This is a genomic window from Paractinoplanes rishiriensis, from assembly GCF_016862375.1.
Classification (GTDB): domain Bacteria; phylum Actinomycetota; class Actinomycetes; order Mycobacteriales; family Micromonosporaceae; genus Actinoplanes; species Actinoplanes rishiriensis.
In genome coordinates this window covers 1-15,773 of record NZ_BOMV01000122.1, presented here as the reverse complement: position 1 = coordinate 15,773, position 15,773 = coordinate 1, and the positions used below count along the sequence as shown (strand labels likewise).

Here is a 15,773-nt window from a genome sequence, read left to right as displayed (position 1 = left end):
AAGACCCGGATCATGTGCCCCGCCGTGCCCCGTCGGCGGCAGAACAGTGCGCCATCCGCGCTAGGTATTGGTCCGTGCGATAGCGGCGGCTGCCTTCCGGCATCCTGATGAAGTGGCATATCTGGAGTCATTCCTAAGGTTCGAACACGTGTACCGCGAAGGGCTGCACTGCTACGTGGTCCGTGCCGAGGTGGCGGACCTGCTTACCCCGATCTGGCGAGGGCTCTGGAAGCAGGATTATTCTGACGACGCGAACCTCAACCCTTGGTACCGCCACGCGATCAACAACAATGACGGTGAGGCCTTGGCGGTGTGGCGAGCGTTGACCTGGGCATTGACTACAGGTCGGAGCCGGTTCGCCATTCCGAACTACTATCGGGATGAGACCGCTCGGCTGCTAGGCATAGAGCGTGAGTCGGTGCAACTGGTCAGGTGGGAGTACGAGGTCAACGTCGAGGAGCCAGAGTGGCTCAACGCGGACATCGGCTTCGTTCCGGCCCGCACCGCCGTTTCGATGCGGCCGGCGCCGGATTCATGGCAACGAGACCACGCTGCATTTGCCGGCCTGTTCGAGCTGACCAGCTTCCGTCATCTGACCGAACTCGCTCTGGCTGTCGGCGGAGACGCTACCTCGGAGATTTCGGTGTTCGCACTCCGCGATCCGGGCCGCGCCCGCTTGTTGGCCTCGGCGCTGAATCGCGCGCAGCGTCCAGCGCTGGCCGAGACTCTGCAGCCCGGTGACATCTTCATCGACCTCGCCGTGGTTCACGACCTCGGTGCCGGCGTTGCAAGTTATCTCTCCGTCAAGACGCCTGAAGCCATCGATGAGGTCGACCATCTAGCCGAGCACTACAGTGAGGCGTTTCGCTGCTATGCGAACCGGGCCAGGGAGATCCATCCTTTCGACGAGTTCCATACCGCGATCGATGATCTGCTGACTCAACCGCCGGCATCAAGACCAGCTGACGACGACCCGCAACCAAACGCTGCCACGCCGCGCGGTCTGGACGGTCGGGCCGGTGCGCACGATCGGCGGCAAATGTGCGCGGCGCACACCGCGCAAGAAATCCGTCAGCCTGTCGGTGGTTTGCCATCCAGTATCCGAGTGCGCCGCGTCTCGAAATCTCGGGCGGAGAGGACGCCCAGACCGCGGTAGGACCCCTGGTCATCGCAACTGAATCCGACCGCGAAACTGGCGACCGCTTCCTCGAGTCCGACCCAGGTGACCAGGACATGCTGTGGCACCGGCTCGGAGATCGCGCCGGGGTGTCCGTGCCACAGACGATCGCACAGGGGTTCGGCATCTCCGGCGTGGACCATCGTGACGTCGGGGCCGCTCTCCGTGGGGCCGAGGTACTCCACGAAGAGCCCAGCGGACAGTCGGGAAATGTCCAGGACAGGCTCGGCCACCACCAGAGGCTACTTGACGTGGGTTTACGGGCAGACGCCCACCGCGCACGGACGGCGGCATGAGAGTGCGCGCCGGCGTTACAAAGCCGCCAGCCGTCACCGCTCTCGCGGAGCACCGCGTTCCCACCAGTCGCGTGGGGGCTGCTCCCGAATCATCGCCGCTGCGAGCTCTGCCTGAAGCGTATTGCAGAACTTCCAAAGCTCCTTCGCCGCCCGGGAGTACTGGAACAGAACCCGGTCAACCTCGAAGGGGTCAAGCTCGCCAGCGCGAAAGCAATCCACGGCCTCGGCAACGCGGGCAACAAGCTTGCCGAGCTCGGCTTGGTGATACTCCGCGACAACTGCGCGAGCTACTCGTCGCTCCGATTTGCCGGACATGGAACGAGGCTACTCAAGACGCGGAATCCCAGCGAAACTCCCGCGTGCCACCCGAGGGGGTCATGACCAACAATGCTCAGAGTGTCGTCACCGAAGCTGCGCCACGCAGTCCGCGCCATCATCCTCACCGAGGACGACCACGTCCTGCTCTGCCCACACACCATTCCCGATACACCAGGACAAGCGGTATGGGCAGCACCCGGCGGCCGCATCGAAAGCGGCGAGACTCCCCTTGCCGCCCTCCGCCGGGAACTGCAGGAGGAGGTAGGGCTCGTCCTCGACAACAACCCACCACATGTGTGGCACCGGGAGGTCGTCGCGCCCGACTACCTCCCCGGCTACGACGGGGCGATCAGCGACTACTTCCTCGTACGCACCCCAGCATTCCTTCCACGAGGCACCCTGTCCGACGGCGAACTCGCCGCAGAGAACATCAGCGAACTGCGGTGGTGGACGCTGCAAGAACTCACCGACTACCGCGGACCCGACCAGTTCGGCCCACGCGACCTGGCCACACAGCTCACGGCCCTGGTCACCCACGGCGTCCCGGCCACGCCGATACCACTCGGCCAGTGAGCCGTCATCCTCGGCAGTTCCCACGAACCCAGGGTGGCGAAACGTTCGCCGGCGGGGTCCGCCGACTTACCGGGCACATCGGCCCAGGGTTATCTGCTCGGGCGCAGGGTCCCGGCGACGGCCAGCACCGACACCAGCGCGCAGGCGGGCATCAGCCTGACGTACCAGGCCGCCCGGTATGCCTCGACGACGGGAACGAAGGAAAGCGGCGATCGCCGTGACGTAAGGATCGCCGACGTGCGTCCGCGCCGGGGCCGACCGGCCAGGGCCGCGGCGAGCAAGCCAGCCGGCGAGCAGCCCTAGGGTCGTTCCGGTGACGGTGAGGGGCCGTACGGCGGCGGTGTGTTCGGCTCAGATAGCCAACCCCTACCGGTCCGACCGTCGGCCTGCGTGTCGCTGGATCCAGCCAGCACAAGGCCGTCGTTGGCCGCACGGAATCCGACCGTCTGATTCGGAGTCGTGGTCCACGGGACAGTGGTCAAGTCGGTGACGACCTCGCTGTCGCTCTCGGCGAGTGAGGTGCTCGCGGCGGCCGGCGCCATCCTCGGCCATCTCCAGCACGACGGTGATGATCTCGGCGCCGTAACGGCGCCGGTACCCGGCAGGGTACGCCCACAGAAGACGCTGATAGCGCATCGGCCGCCCCGAATGCGGGACACAGGTGCCGCAGCCGGGACTCGGCTGCGTCAGCGTGCCGGCGCAGCCGTTCGGCCTGGGCGGACAGGGCGGCGATCCCCGAGTCGGTAAGCCGGCAGTACCGCCGGAGCCGGCCGTCCACGGCCTCCTCGCGCTCGACGACGATGAGCTCCCGGGCGGCGAGCCGGTCCAGCGCACCGTAGAGGGCGCCGGGCCGCAGCACGACATCGCCGACGGACAGCGTCTCGACCGCACGGACGATGCCGAAGCGTGGTTTTGGATCGCTGTAAAGGCGGCTGGGTGGTGGGCGTTCTGCGGTGGGTCGAAGGTCACCGTCACCGGCAACGAGCGGAGGGAGCCACGTACCCGGCACGAATTCCTCAAGTGGGCCGCCTTGCCTGCCGAAAGGCCATCCGCCATGAGGAAGTTTTGGATCTCCGTGAGTGCCGCCTTCGCACTGGCCATGGGCGGCTCGTCGGCCGGCATACCGCCCACGGCAGAAATCCTCGACGCCCAGCGCTTGGTTGCTCGCGGCGATCCTGCTGCGCCTCGCGGTGGCCTGGTCATGAGATTCTTTTCGGTGGTTCCCACCGATTCGAACGAACAGTGCACGCCGTTCCCTGCCCCGGCACAGATCCCGGCGACCGCTCGGCTTGGGGAACCCATTGCTTACCACGGTGCCCGGTACACGGTTCGTTCGATTGGTGTGGCAGACCAGGGTCGGGAACGGGTTTGGCTAGTCGCCCGCGTTGAGGTCGCACATCCACGATGCCCGGGCTCGGGAAGTGTCTGGGAATTCCTGTTCACCACCGCTGGTGGAACGATCTACCAGCCGACGCCGCAGGGGCGCCGTGGCGAATTCACGTTGTACGAAATCCCGGCTGGCGGCTGGGCGACGGGACTTGTCTTTTTCGACCTGCCCACCACGGACGTTACAGGCGGCGCGGTCGGGTTCAGGAAGCCGCCCTTCGCCACCTCCTTCACAAACCCAGCACCTACCCGGCCATACGGCCTCTGGCCCGTCCCGGCGTCTCCTCCCGCCGTTCGAGCCCCCCATGCCTATCCCTTTCCATGAGCTGACCGGCCCACTCAAACTCTCCAAGATCGACGCACTACCATCGGCATGAGCGCCCTCCTGGCGGCCCGGCAGTTACAGCAGGTGATCGCTCTCGGCGCGGGACGACCACGTGCTCCCGTGCACCCGGCCGGCGACCGCTCAGGTGCACTGAAGGATGGTCCAGGTACGGGTGAAGTCGGCGGCTGCGAGGTCCTGGCGGCGGATCCAGAAGTACAGGGTGCCTACGTCACCCCACATCCAGCCGACGTCGTCGTCTGTATCGATCTGGCACAGGAGGATCCAGTCAGTCGCCCCGCTGAGCAGCCTCTGGGCTTTCCTACTGCGATAGCCCTTGCTGTCGCCGACGTAGATGCCGTTCGCGGCGAGTTGGCAGTGCAGCTGCATCGGATTCTGTATCAAATCCGGCCAGCCGAAGACCCGGTGCTGTGGGCCGGCCTCGCTGGCTGCGTCCACCTCGAAGGCATCGTAGAGTTCGGCCGAGGCACTCCCATAGACGGTACGGTCGGCCCACAACCCCTCAACCCGAGTTTCGTCCGATTCCGGAACAGTGAGCACCCGTGCCGCTGTCATAGCGAAACTGGGAAACACCGTCACGTCTTCCGGCACCGGCGTCGCCACGGCGGCGGCCGCGTCAGTAGCGATGACCCGCGAGTACGGCGCGTGCTTCGGGTCGTACCCCCAGGCCTGCTCCTCCACCTCGTAGAAGAAGCTCAACAGCATGCCGGCGGGTAGGACCTGCGAACCATACGCCGCGTTGACCTCACCGCAGTGAAGCTGAGCGATCAGAGCCAGCGGCGTTCCGTCACCGGTTGTGGGCCATTTCGATCCGGGCAAGAGCAGCGGTAGCCCGCCGAGCCTCGTCGTGCGGGCGTCGGCATCGCAGCTACCGGCATGACGCAGCCTCAGCGAAGGCAGAGCCGCGCCTGTCACCGCCTCCCATTGCGCAGCATGCGCAGCCGCCGCTGGCGGCGGCTCTGCCGGAATCGGCCCACTCACCTCCACCGTCCACCCCTCCGATTCCCCCTGGAGCAACTCGCCAGACTCCGCCAACTAACCTGCACTGCCGGTACGACCACCGAGCTCACGCCGATGACCATGTCAGGACGCCGGACCAGCCGCCGCGCAAACACGCAGATCGCTACCCCTAACGACACGCAAGACGAACACTCCTGGCAACAGCCAACGCCCCTGGTCGATTCTGATCCTCAGCCCAGCCGCGCCGCCCCGGTCCCAGACTCGCCACGAAGCCTCACTGCCCCTCCGCCAGACGACGCGCACGGACCGCGGCAGAACAATGCACCCCGAAATGGCACCGCGGGCGACGAGTTCTGGAGCGGGTCGGCAAAGGCGCGACACGCTGTGCCGGACGACCATTGGCTCGACATGTACTGCCGACGGGCCTCGACGTCGTTGACAACCACCCGATGCGGATTGGCCGCTTCGCGGGAATCGGACCCGCGGCACAGTCAAAGGCGTGGACATCACCAACGCGCAGGCCCTGTGGAGCCCTGAACCCGGCTGGCTGAACACCGCGACGTACGGGCTGCCCCCGCGCCCGGCGTGGGACCAACTCCAGGAAGCGCTCGCCGGCTGGCGGGCCGGCACCGGGCAGCGGGAGGACTGGGAGGCGCGCAAGACCGACGCGCGGGAGATGTTCGCGCGTCTGGTGCGCGTGCCCGTGGCGGATGTGGCGACCGGGACCGCCGTGTCGCAGATCCTCGGCCCGGTCGCGACCGCGGTGCCGGACGACGCGCTCGTCGTCGTGCCGGACATCGAGTTCACCTCGAACCTGTTCCCCTGGCTGGTGCACGAGGATCGGCTCCGCGTCACCACGGTCCCGGCCGGCCAGCTCGTGGACCGCGTCTCGGCCGGGTGTGATCTCGTCGCGTTCTCGCTCGTGCAGTCCGCGACCGGCGAGGTGGCCGACTACGAGCGGCTCGTCGCCGCGGCCCGCGCTGTTGGTGCGCGGGTGGTGGTCGACGCGACCCAGGCCTGCGGCTGGCTGCCGTTCGACGCGAGCCTCGCCGACGCGGTCGTGGTCGGCGGGTACAAGTGGCTGATGGCGCCACGCGGCTCGGCGTTCGGGTACCTCTCGCCCGGCCTGCGCGAGACGATGCGCCCCGCGATGGCCGGCTGGGCAGCCGGCAAGGTCGTCGACGAGTCGTACTACGGCCCGCCGCTGCGTCTGGCGGACAACGCGCGCCGGTTCGACATCTCCGACGCCTGGTTCTCCTGGGTGGGTGCTGCGCCTGCCCTGGAGGTCATCGAGCGGATCGGACTCGACGCGATCCGCGACCACGACGTGGCCCTCGCCAACCGGTTCCTAGCCGGGCTCGGCCGGCCGCCGTCGAACAGCGCGATCGCCACCGTCGACGTGCCCGCAGCGAAGGAGAAACTGAACCGGGCCGGGGTACGGGCCTCCGTGCGCAACGGAAATGTCCGGGTGGCATTCCACATCTACACCACCGAAGCCGACGTCGACCTGGCACTGGAGGCACTCACCTCCTGAGCCGCCCGGAACCGAAGCCCTGACATCGACGCGATGTGGCTGGATCAGTTGCCGCCAGCAGTGGCCCGCGATGATCATTCCGGCCGGCAACACGACGCGTCGCGCTCACCTCAGCGTGGCCGTCAGCCACGCGTTATGCGGCAGTTGAGGGCGCCGTCCGGTAGCGCCGGGTCATCGGCTATTCAGCTAGTAACACTTGCGGGACACCATAGTTTCTAGCCCATGCTCAATGCATGGCGAGCGATGAGTTCTCTGACGTGGAACGCCGCATCCGGAACCACCAAGGCGAGGTGTTCCATACTCAAAGCGGTCTGCCGATGACCTACAAGGTTGACGGGCCCCGAATCAAGGTGAGCCGAGCCAAGCCTTGGCTACTCATCGAAGACGCGAGGCAGATCTGGGCGATGGGACCGGACGCCACTCTGACCGACGTTGACCAACGGATAACCGGGCGGGCCTACCTCTTCGCGATCCTCCGCGACCTTCGGATTCAGTCTTCGGCGTCGTGACGAGCGGCCGGTAACCCCTCCGTGTCATCCATCTCTCGCGCAGGTAAGTAAGCGGCGGCACGCAGGTCGGCCTTCGTTCTTTACGGCCGATCCATAGCCTCGTACGCCTCCCGCAGACGATCGGTCACATCGACCGCACCGGCAATGCCAGCGCGAATCTGGCCCACCGTAATTCGGTGGCCCGCTACCCAAGAACTCTCTCGTGCGGCTTTCTGGACCTGATCGACCGCGATCTCGACGGCCTGGTCGATGTCGTAGGTGACGCTGTTCAACATGATGAACACGCAGGCATGGAAGTCCCAGCTCCGGAAGGGCGAGAACACGTGCGTACGCCGGCTGCCGGGCTCAACGACGCGACACTTGACCTGGAGCAGGACTCCGTCAGCGGTGCGAACGTCCCAGCTCTTCTCGGAAGGCGAGGCGAGTTCCCCCCGATAGGCACCGGCGACGATGGCCTCCGCCAGATCGCCGGCCGGAGCGTTACGCGACCTGACCACGCCCCGCTCGATTAGCTCGGTGAGGACTCGCGAGTACAGCCTGAGCAGCTCTCGGACACTCAGCGAACCAAGGTCGGGATCCGTGGCACTTCGCATCGCGTGAAGCTACACCGGCGTTCCGCTCTATCGCGAGCACGGACGGCGGCATGAGCGGACGTTTCAAGGCGGCGATGATGGACTTGTCCTGCCCGTTCACCGATCATGAACCTCGTGGAGGACCAGCAGGCGCCGCGGTCGGCAGAGGGTGAGGCGAAGGTCATCACGCTCTGCGGCTCGACCAAGTTTGAGGCTGAGTTCGCGGAGGTCAACCAGCGGCTCACGATGGAAGGATGCGTCGTGATCAGCCTCGGAATGTTCAGCCTCCCCGATCTGCCGGACTACGACTGGACAGTCGACAGCTCGGACCTGAAGGGGCGGCTTGGCGGCGTGCACTTCCAGAAGATTCGCATGGCTGACGAGGTGTACATCGTGGATCCGGGCGGCTACTTAGGTGAGTCAACCCGACGGGAGATTGCCTACGCGGAGTCGCTCGGCAAGCCGGTTCGGTATCTGAGTCGCGAGCGCTTGGCGCAAACGGGAGACGGCCTCCAAGAGTGAGTCCGACCGGGTGGTCCGCTCATCGGCACGACAAGGAGCCGGGCCGTCACAGCCGACCATCGGTCACGACGGCGGTGGCCGACCCGACCGCGGGCAGCGGCATGATAGTGCATCGCTAGACGAAACACGAGAATTGACTCAGGTTCGTTCAGCTCGGTTGTCCCGAGCGGTTCGGCAACTCGACGAAGAGGTATGGGTTAGGGACGCCTGAGTGGTTGTTGTCAGTGTTGGAACAGCCGGATACCGGTGCGGATGAGTGCTATGTCGCGCTGTTGGCATTCCTGGAGTACCTCATCGGATCGGATGGAGTCGCCGGGCTCCGCGATATAGCGCACACCATGTCGGGCGGCCTGGTCGACGTTGTCAGCGAAAGGCAGCGCACCGTCGGAGACGAACGCCACTCCGTCCAACCGTTGCAGCCATGTCGTCCGTTCCGTGGGGCCTATTGCTCCACCGACCGGGGCGGTACGACGAATCTGCTCGTTGACGAGGTCTTGGATCCGGGTCTTGACGTCGGTAGTGAGCTGCCTGACGGCGGGGTGGCGCCGCAGCCACCAGGTGTCGGCTTTCGCGCCGGCGAGTTTCGTGCAGTCCACTCGCGATTGCTGACCGGCGCCAATTCCCACGGCCATCCCGTTGCGCAGATACGCGACTGAGTTCGACTGGGTGTACTTGACGACGATCAGGCCGAGCAGCAGATCGTCAACAGCAGAGTCGGGAAGTCCGGGCCGGGCGAGGACGTCGCGGCTGAGGACAACATCGTCGCGGGGCTGGGTGAGCCGCAGGCCGAAGACCTCGCGGGTATGGGTCGGCGGCGGCTCAAAGGCAGCGTCCGCTTCGAGAACGACGAACTGTCCACTCTTCTTCGCCGACAGGGTGGCAACGACTCCCGGCTCAAAGCCGGGAGCGACGATGCCGTCCGAGACCACCCGGCGCAGCAGGTCCGCCAGTTGCGCGTCGACGGGCTCGGAGACCGCGACGAAGTCGCCGTAGGAGCTCTTCGGGTCAGCGTCCCGGGCTCGGACATACGCGCTGGTCAACGCACCCGTACTCGTCGGCTCCAGCCGGTAAGTCGCTGCCATGGTGTCATCGATCTCGCCCGCAACTGCTGCTCCAGCGGGTGAGACGTGCTTGAACGACGCTGCAGCAGGCCGGCCCACCGCCGTCGCGGCCTCGCGCACCAACTGCCACGCGCCAGCAGCATCGAGGATGTTGATGTAAGACGCATCGCCATGCACAAGCCGAAACGGCTGGCGCCCCGGATCGATCGCTGTGACGCGGGCCGGCTGCTGGCGAGGATTCATGCCGTATCGCAAGTTCATGACGCCTCCGAACCGCAGGGATGTCTGCTTCCGGAAGCGCCCAGGCGGTCGGCGCAACACACTCTCTCGAGCCGGCCGGTTCCCCGGTGGTACTCCACCCTCGCCAGTAGCGGCCGATGAGAGCAGCCTAACGCTGCACCGTTACCGGCTGCTACCTATCCGCATGCCAAGATCACGAACCGCGACCTGCCGCTGACAGTTCCAGCAGTGTGCCAGGTCGACCACCAGGGCCATTGCGTGTTCGGTAGGTGGTGGCTTGATCTGGGATTATGCGGTGTGACTGGTCTATGTGGAGGCGGTCGGGGCGGGTGAGGCCGCCTACGTGATCATGGGAGTTCTCTACGCTTCCAGGACACCTGAGGAACCTCACCTGCGATGTCAGCATGCACGATCCCGGGACTGTCCGCTGTCACCACCCCCACCGGCATGACCTTCTGCCCGGTGACCGAGGGTGAACAGGCCGGTCTGCTGCACGCCTTGTCAGCGGTGCCGGATCCCCGTAACCCGCGCGGGCTGCGCTACCCGCTTGCCGGACTCCTCTGCGTCGCGGTGTGCGCGGTCATGGCCGGCGCTACCTCGGTGACCGCGATCGCGGACTGGCTGCACGACCTGGACGACATCTCCCGTGCCCGGCTCGGTTTCCGCCGTGGCGTGCCGGCCACCACCACGATGTGGCGGCTGCTGATCCGCTTGGACGCCGACCTGCTCGCCACCATCCTCGCGGGCTGGCTGCGCACCCGAACCCGCCCGGACACACCCCGCCGGCCGCGCTACCGGCATGTCATCGCCATCGACGGCAAGACTTTGCGCGGTGCCCGCCGCCCCGACGGCAGCCAAGTCCACCTGCTGTCCGCGCTCGACACCAGCACCGGCATCGTCCTCGCGCAGGTCACCGTCAGCGCGAAGTCCAACGAAATCCCCGCCTTCGCGCCGCTGCTGGACGCGGTCGAACTTCTCCTGGGCAGCCTCAAAGACCTGATCTTCGTCGCCGACGCCCTGCATACGCAGGTCAACCACGCGACCGAGATCGCCGCGCGAGGCGCGCACCTGCTGATCCCGGCAAAGCGAAACCAGCCGACCCTGCACACCCAGCTCAAGACCCTGCCCTGGGCGCACGTCCCGATCGGCCACCAGACCCGCGAAGCCGGCCACGGCCGCCGCGAAACCCCGCACCGTCAAGGCCATCACCCTGCACACACCCGGCGGGATCGCCTTCCCCCACGCTCAGCAGGCGATCCGGATCACCCGGACCCGCACCACTACCAAAAGCGGCAAAACCACCCGCGAAACCGCGTACCTGACCATCTCCCTGCCCGCCACCGACGCCCACCCCAGCGACATACAACAATGGATCCGCGCCGAATGGCTGATCGAAAATCTTGAGCACCACGTCCGGGACGTCACCTTCCGTGAAGACTCACATCAAGCCCGGACCGGCAACGGACCCGCCGTCATGGCCACCCTGCGTAACACCTCGATCGGCTTCCACCGGACCCGCGGCGACACCAACATCGCCCGCGCCACCCGACGCGCCAACCGCCGCCCACACGACCTGATCACCGCCGTGATCAGCGACAACCCGACAACGCAATGACCCTGGCCGCCGGCACCCAGCCCGAGCGCGGACTGCGGCAGAGGAGTGCGCGCGGCCGCAGCCGTCGGCGACCCGCCGATGCCGGCGAGTGGGAGGCTGTCACTCCTGGGATTCAGGATATGGACTTGATTTCTTGGGTGCAGATCACTGATTCGGTCCTCCTGCCGGGACGCTTCGGCAGACTTGACCAAGACCATTCACGGTCAGGCACCTTACTCGCTGGGTGCTATGGGTGTCGCGTCTGCTGAACGGAACCCCCTTGTGCGGATGAGCGCTTCAATACTCAGTGTCCTTGCCCTGCTGGGGTGGGCCCTGACGGGGTGCACATCGGGCGGCGGCTCCGGCGATCGGCAAGTAGTGACATGTGTCGAGACAGAGGCACAGCCAACCTGCGAGCACCGGCAACGGGATCTAGCCGAACGTGGCCCTGCACCCAACCCTGAGAACAACTCGGAGCTGGACATCGCGGCTGGGCAAATCCTGCGAGCGGTCAGCCAGCCCGCATGTATCACCGTCCCGGAATCAGCGGAGTGTATCGGCGTCAACATGCCGCATACCCCGACCGAACAGGATGTCCGGGAATCACGCGACGCCCTCACGAAACTCGGCTACACCGAGGCCGTCATCCGGCTGGCCCGCCCCGACGACCCCGCCGCAGAAGGCACCCTCATCGCCGGCGTCCGCATCGGCGAGGCCTGCGTGCTGAGCTCCAGCACCCGACAGTTCGGAGGCAGCACCCTCTGGCTGGCCGGCCTGCTACCGGGTGGACACTGCTTGAAACCGTAGCCAGAAACGGCATCACGATCCGGTCAAATACGCCGAGTTAACGATGGGCAGTCGCTCATCGGCTCGACCTCGCACCGGGCAGACCCGTCGACAGCGCGGATCGCGACAGATGAGGATGCTGCTGCAGCGATACGGAGTGCGCGGCGCGGGGCACCGCTAACTACCGCGCTTTGCCTCCACGTATGCGTCGAACAGCGCCTCGAGGAGCCCATCCGTGATGACCAACACCATCGCTCCCTGGCCGATCTCTGTACCGTCGGTCGCGCTCGTGACCCGCGCCATGCTTTTCGGTGATCTGCGCTCGAAAACCGAGCGCCACAATTGCACCGACGGCTTGCCGTCCGGCCAGCAGTAGATGGACGCTAGCCCTGACCGTTCCGGCAACAGGCGAGGAAGTAGCACCACCTCGCCTCGTTTACCGAAATAGGTGCCGACCTCGGCGAGTCTCTCCTCGGAGATCCGCTCCGCCCATCTGACCAACTTGTCCAGCGTCTGTCGGTGATCCGCCGGCGCCGTCAATGCCCTCTGCCGGAACGCGTCCAACCCGGCGACGACTTCCCCTACTGGTGACCGCGATTTGCCGGTCGTCTCGGAAATCGCGACGTCTACGCGAGGTAGTCGATCCGGCTCAACCCGTTGGGGAACGACCACACGCCGACCAGCGATGTCGTAAGAAGAGACCGCGACCAGATCGATGACGAGGTCTTGTGTGACCGCCTCCAGATAGCCGACTAGCTTGACCAACTCCTGCGGGACCTGATCGAGCACGAGGACGAGCCGGAAGCTGCCGGACTGAAGCGCCGCGTGCAGATTGGCGCGGAAGTCCTCCGCATTCGCGACTTCATCCTGCGCGGCCTCACGTACCAAGTCGAGGAGAGAGCGCCCACCAAGGTGCCGGGCGAGGATGTCGTGCTCGAACACCTCCACACTCGCACCGTGCAAACCGGCCGCGTACGCGAGTACTTGGGCGACGACGGCACGCCGCGACTCTGCATTGTTGCGCAGCTTCACCTCGATGACGACTGGACGACCGCTGGGCTCGATGGCCAAAACGTCAACGTAGCCGCTACCCAACAGGACTTCCCGTCCCAGGACCACCACACGTGGAGTACCGCTGAGAGGTAGGAGGTCAGGGGCCCTGGCAACAAGGTCCTGCAAAGTCCGTTCGTCGGGAAACCCGGTCGGTGCCAACAGCGTCCAGCCCTCGGGATTTTCGGCGTAGATCGCGGTCATGAGCCACCTCCGCACAGGATGCGAACAGCGTACGGGTCGGACCGGCTCCGACCCGACCGCGGCCTGTGCCCTGCCCGTCGCCACGGACCAACGGGTTGGCCGGCTGGCACCGCTTGCCATGGGCCCGTTCGCTGCCGACCGCGCGTTATCGGCGGCAGAAGAGTGAAATCGATCTTGAGGTGCATTTGCAGCGCGACTCTCCCTTCTTGGCCCTATCGATGTTCTTCGTCGCGAGCTTTCCGAGCATTTCTCGCTTACTCAGGTATTGCTGCAGGTGGGATTGCTATTTTGGTCGGGCCGATAACGGGCGGCGCGCCGTTGACAGGGCCTTTCTGCTGTCGGGTATTTGTCGATGCGCTTGTCGCTGGGCTGTGTACCGTCGGGTGCACTCGTCACGGATGACGGAGGGTGCCGGGCTGGTGGAGCGGTTCGTTGGCGTTGGGGTCGGTGCCTACGATCAGGCTCGGCACGTGGCTTTGCCGCACGCGGTGCCGGATGTCACGGCGTTCGCACAGCTGCTTGGTGCGGGTTTTGTGAGGACGGTGCTGGCAGATCCGGACGAGGGTGCCGTTCGTGCCGGGCTTCGCGGTCTCGCGGGCGGGCAGTCCGGCGGGGTGTTGGTGTTGCTGTGGGCCGGGCACGGGATCGGCTCGCCGTCCGGACTGCGGTTGCTGGCCTGTGACAGCGGTTCCGGTCCGGCTGAGGGTGTCGGCGCTGCGGATGTGGCGGGGTATTGCGCGGCGTCCGGTGCAAGCCAGCTGCTGCTGATTCTGGACACCTGCTTTTCCGGTGAGGGGTTGTCGGCGGCGACGGTGGCCGCGGAGGTGCTGCAGCAACTTCCGCTCGAGGCCAATCGGCTGTGGGTGGGTGTGCTGACGTCTTGCATGGCGGTCGAGACCGCGCAGGACGGTCTGCTGGGTGAACGTTTGCGGGCGTTGCTGGCATCGGGGCCGGCGGATCCGGTGTTGCGGCTGCGCTGGTCGGTGCACAACCGGTTGATCCGGGGCGACGACTTGTGCGACGCGTTGATCAAGGAGTGGCGCGACGATCGGCAGTCGCCGCAGTTCCTGGGCCGGGGCAGCGCATTGTGGATGATGCCGAACCCGCTGTTTGATGCGGGTGCGCCGGAGCAGGTAGTGGAGCATCTGCTGCGGGCGGCGCGTGGTGGCGCGCGGGAGGAGGAGCAGTCCTGGTTCACTGGCCGTACGGCGCAGGTGAATCAGGTTGTGGGGTGGGTTCGGGCTCGACGGCCTGGTGTGTACGTGGTGACCGGCTCGGCGGGCACGGGAAAGTCCGCGATCACGGGACGGGTTGTCAGCCTGTCGAACCCGCACGAGCGGGGCCGTCTGCTCACCGAGGGCGGATCGTGGGAGCACGAGGATCCGGGCGAGCGGTCGGTGCAGGCGCACGTTCACGCCCGGGGGCTGCGTGTGGACCAGGCTGCGGAGCTGATTGCCGGTCAGCTGGTCGCGTGTGGTGTGCTGGCGGCGCAGGAGTCGCGCCGTAACGCCGCAGAGCTGATCGGCCAGCTGCAACGGGTGGTCGAGGCCGGGGCTGATGCTCCGGTGGTGGTCGTCGACGGGCTGGACGAATCACGCGGTGAGGCGTTCGCACTGGCCGAGGAACTGGTGCTGCGTCTGTCCCGGTTCGCTGTGGTAGTGGTGTCCACCCGTGATCTTCCCCGGCTCGGTGGCGGTGCCGGTCTGGTGTCCACGCTGGACCCGGATGGAGCGGGTATCGATCTCGACGCGCCGGACGTGCTGGAGGGGACCCGTCGCGATGTCGTCGACTACGTCGCGGCCCGGCTGGCCGGAGTGGATCCGGCCATGGATCCGGCAATGGTGGCGGCGCAGGTCGGCGCCGGGATCGCCGCAGAGCATGGGGGGACGGGCCGGCCGTTCCTGCTGGCACGGTTGGTGGCTGACCAGTTGAGTGCGGTGCCGGTCGACACCCAGTCTCCGGGGTGGGGGGACCGGGTTGCCGGTTCTGTGGAGCAGGCGTTTGACAACGACCTGGCCGCGATCAGCGCGCCGTCGGGCATCCAACTGCCGGGGGGCGGTCATGTCGCGGTGGCGCGGGTTCTGCTGGCGGCGCTGACCCGTGGCTACGGCGCGGGGCTGCCGGAGGAGGAGTGGCTGGCCATCGCGAACACGGCGGACACGCCGATCGGCGACGTCGACCGCGACGGTCTCAGTTGGCTGCTGGACCAGCTGGGCCGGTACATCGTGCAGGACGGTGAAGGTGGCAGCGCGGTGTATCGGATGGCGCACCAGAGCCTGGCCGACCATATCCGTGCACCGTTCCGTACGAGTTACCGGCAGGTGTTCGATCCGGCTGCCCCGGCAATCACCGCGGCCCTCGCCTCCCTGTACCGAGCCAGGCTCGATACAGGCCAAGAAGCGGAACGTCCGGCGTACCTATGGCGGTATTTGTGGCGACATGCCGCCGACGCCGGCCCGGACGGCGTGGACATGCTGCGTCATCTCGCCGACGGTCACCGCCCACTCGTCCCCGATGTCGCGTCCGCCGGCCTGCTGACAGCTGAGCGTTTCCGGGAATGGGGTTACCGGCAGCAAGCCCTAGGCGCCACCGAGGAGGCCGTCGGCCTCTACCGGGAGCTGGCCGCCACCAAACCCGCCTTCCTGCCC

General features: G+C 66.5%; 14 protein-coding genes, 1 pseudogene and 1 riboswitch. Of the genes and pseudogenes, 9 read left to right on the top strand and 6 right to left on the bottom strand.

What is annotated here, in order from left to right; genetic code table 11:
• Positions 1 to 112 precede the first annotated feature (112 nt).
• The gene (locus tag Ari01nite_RS47820; protein WP_239163664.1) at positions 113 to 1,156 is read left to right on the top strand and encodes a hypothetical protein; all 1,044 of its coding nucleotides are present in this window, start codon (positions 113 to 115) and stop codon (positions 1,154 to 1,156) included.
• A gap of 350 nt (positions 1,157 to 1,506) precedes the next feature.
• On the opposite strand, the gene Ari01nite_RS47815 is transcribed toward Ari01nite_RS47820, so the two are convergent.
• Positions 1,507 to 1,788 carry a hypothetical protein gene (locus tag Ari01nite_RS47815; protein ID WP_203791219.1) on the bottom strand — a complete coding sequence of 94 codons (282 nt, stop codon included), beginning with the start codon at positions 1,786 to 1,788 and terminating at the stop codon, positions 1,507 to 1,509.
• Between the two features lie 81 nt (positions 1,789 to 1,869).
• Between Ari01nite_RS47815 and Ari01nite_RS47810 the strand changes: the two genes are divergently transcribed.
• Positions 1,870 to 2,364 (top strand): NUDIX hydrolase, encoded by a 495-nt coding sequence (locus Ari01nite_RS47810; RefSeq protein WP_275410960.1) that lies wholly within the window; start codon positions 1,870 to 1,872, stop codon positions 2,362 to 2,364.
• A 640-nt stretch (positions 2,365 to 3,004) separates the two neighbouring features.
• On the opposite strand, the pseudogene Ari01nite_RS47805 reads toward Ari01nite_RS47810, so the two are convergent.
• Positions 3,005 to 3,292, bottom strand: a pseudogene (locus tag Ari01nite_RS47805) (PadR family transcriptional regulator); the annotation flags it as partial.
• Positions 3,293 to 4,216: 924 nt separating this feature from the next.
• On the bottom strand, positions 4,217 to 5,080 hold the full coding sequence (locus Ari01nite_RS47800) for a YwqG family protein (RefSeq protein WP_203791215.1): 864 nt from the start codon (positions 5,078 to 5,080) through the stop codon (positions 4,217 to 4,219).
• Between the two features lie 472 nt (positions 5,081 to 5,552).
• On the opposite strand from Ari01nite_RS47800, the gene Ari01nite_RS47795 reads away from it, so the two are divergent.
• Positions 5,553 to 6,587, top strand: a complete 1,035-nt coding sequence (locus tag Ari01nite_RS47795) for an aminotransferase class V-fold PLP-dependent enzyme (RefSeq protein WP_203791213.1) — start codon at positions 5,553 to 5,555, stop codon at positions 6,585 to 6,587.
• A 233-nt stretch (positions 6,588 to 6,820) separates the two neighbouring features.
• Complete coding sequence (locus Ari01nite_RS47790; RefSeq protein WP_203791211.1) at positions 6,821 to 7,096, top strand: hypothetical protein; 276 nt, start codon at positions 6,821 to 6,823, stop codon at positions 7,094 to 7,096.
• Between the two features lie 80 nt (positions 7,097 to 7,176).
• Here the strand turns inward: Ari01nite_RS47790 and Ari01nite_RS47785 are convergent, their stop codons facing one another.
• Positions 7,177 to 7,689, bottom strand: coding sequence for a hypothetical protein (locus Ari01nite_RS47785; RefSeq protein WP_239163663.1), 513 nt, complete (start codon positions 7,687 to 7,689; stop codon positions 7,177 to 7,179).
• 114 nt (positions 7,690 to 7,803) lie between these two features.
• On the opposite strand from Ari01nite_RS47785, the gene Ari01nite_RS47780 reads away from it, so the two are divergent.
• The gene (locus Ari01nite_RS47780; protein WP_203791210.1) at positions 7,804 to 8,190 is read left to right on the top strand and encodes a hypothetical protein; all 387 of its coding nucleotides are present in this window, start codon (positions 7,804 to 7,806) and stop codon (positions 8,188 to 8,190) included.
• A 221-nt stretch (positions 8,191 to 8,411) separates the two neighbouring features.
• Here the strand turns inward: Ari01nite_RS47780 and Ari01nite_RS47775 are convergent, their stop codons facing one another.
• Entirely contained in the window at positions 8,412 to 9,572 is a 1,161-nt protein-coding gene (locus tag Ari01nite_RS47775; RefSeq protein WP_275410959.1) for a phosphoribosylaminoimidazolecarboxamide formyltransferase, read from the bottom strand.
• Positions 9,544 to 9,632, bottom strand: a riboswitch (ZMP/ZTP riboswitch). Its footprint overlaps the gene before it by 29 nt.
• Positions 9,633 to 9,887: 255 nt before the next feature.
• On the opposite strand from Ari01nite_RS47775, the gene Ari01nite_RS47770 reads away from it, so the two are divergent.
• The 3 genes from Ari01nite_RS47770 (at position 9,888) to Ari01nite_RS47765 (ending at position 11,892) form a co-directional block, all read left to right on the top strand.
• Entirely contained in the window at positions 9,888 to 10,895 is a 1,008-nt protein-coding gene (locus tag Ari01nite_RS47770) for an ISAs1 family transposase (RefSeq protein WP_307837834.1), read from the top strand.
• 70 nt (positions 10,896 to 10,965) lie between these two features.
• Entirely contained in the window at positions 10,966 to 11,106 is a 141-nt protein-coding gene (locus Ari01nite_RS50695; RefSeq protein WP_239163662.1) for a hypothetical protein, read from the top strand.
• A 546-nt stretch (positions 11,107 to 11,652) separates the two neighbouring features.
• The gene (locus Ari01nite_RS47765) at positions 11,653 to 11,892 is read left to right on the top strand and encodes a hypothetical protein (protein ID WP_203791208.1); all 240 of its coding nucleotides are present in this window, start codon (positions 11,653 to 11,655) and stop codon (positions 11,890 to 11,892) included.
• 156 nt (positions 11,893 to 12,048) lie between these two features.
• Here Ari01nite_RS47765 and Ari01nite_RS47760 read toward each other — a convergent pair whose 3' ends face one another.
• A complete protein-coding gene (locus Ari01nite_RS47760) occupies positions 12,049 to 13,125 on the bottom strand; it encodes a PDDEXK family nuclease (RefSeq protein WP_203791207.1) in 1,077 nt (358 codons plus the stop codon).
• A gap of 398 nt (positions 13,126 to 13,523) precedes the next feature.
• Between Ari01nite_RS47760 and Ari01nite_RS47755 the strand changes: the two genes are divergently transcribed.
• The coding region (locus Ari01nite_RS47755; protein ID WP_203791206.1) for an ATP-binding protein at positions 13,524 to 15,773 on the top strand (2,250 nt) is incomplete at its 3' end.

What these genes read in the sequence shown, in the direction of transcription:
- Ari01nite_RS47765 (WP_203791208.1), top strand. Translation starts at nt 11,653, where the DNA reads ATGCCGCATACCCCGACCGAACAGGATGTCCGGGAATCACGCGACGCC.
- Ari01nite_RS47770 (WP_307837834.1), top strand. Translation starts at nt 9,888, where the DNA reads ATGTCAGCATGCACGATCCCGGGACTGTCCGCTGTCACCACCCCCACC.
- Ari01nite_RS47790 (WP_203791211.1), top strand. Translation starts at nt 6,821, where the DNA reads ATGGCGAGCGATGAGTTCTCTGACGTGGAACGCCGCATCCGGAACCAC.
- Ari01nite_RS47785 (WP_239163663.1), bottom strand. Translation starts at nt 7,689, where the DNA reads ATGCGAAGTGCCACGGATCCCGACCTTGGTTCGCTGAGTGTCCGAGAG.
- Ari01nite_RS47760 (WP_203791207.1), bottom strand. Translation starts at nt 13,125, where the DNA reads ATGACCGCGATCTACGCCGAAAATCCCGAGGGCTGGACGCTGTTGGCA.
- Ari01nite_RS50695 (WP_239163662.1), top strand. Translation starts at nt 10,966, where the DNA reads ATGGCCACCCTGCGTAACACCTCGATCGGCTTCCACCGGACCCGCGGC.
- Ari01nite_RS47815 (WP_203791219.1), bottom strand. Translation starts at nt 1,788, where the DNA reads ATGTCCGGCAAATCGGAGCGACGAGTAGCTCGCGCAGTTGTCGCGGAG.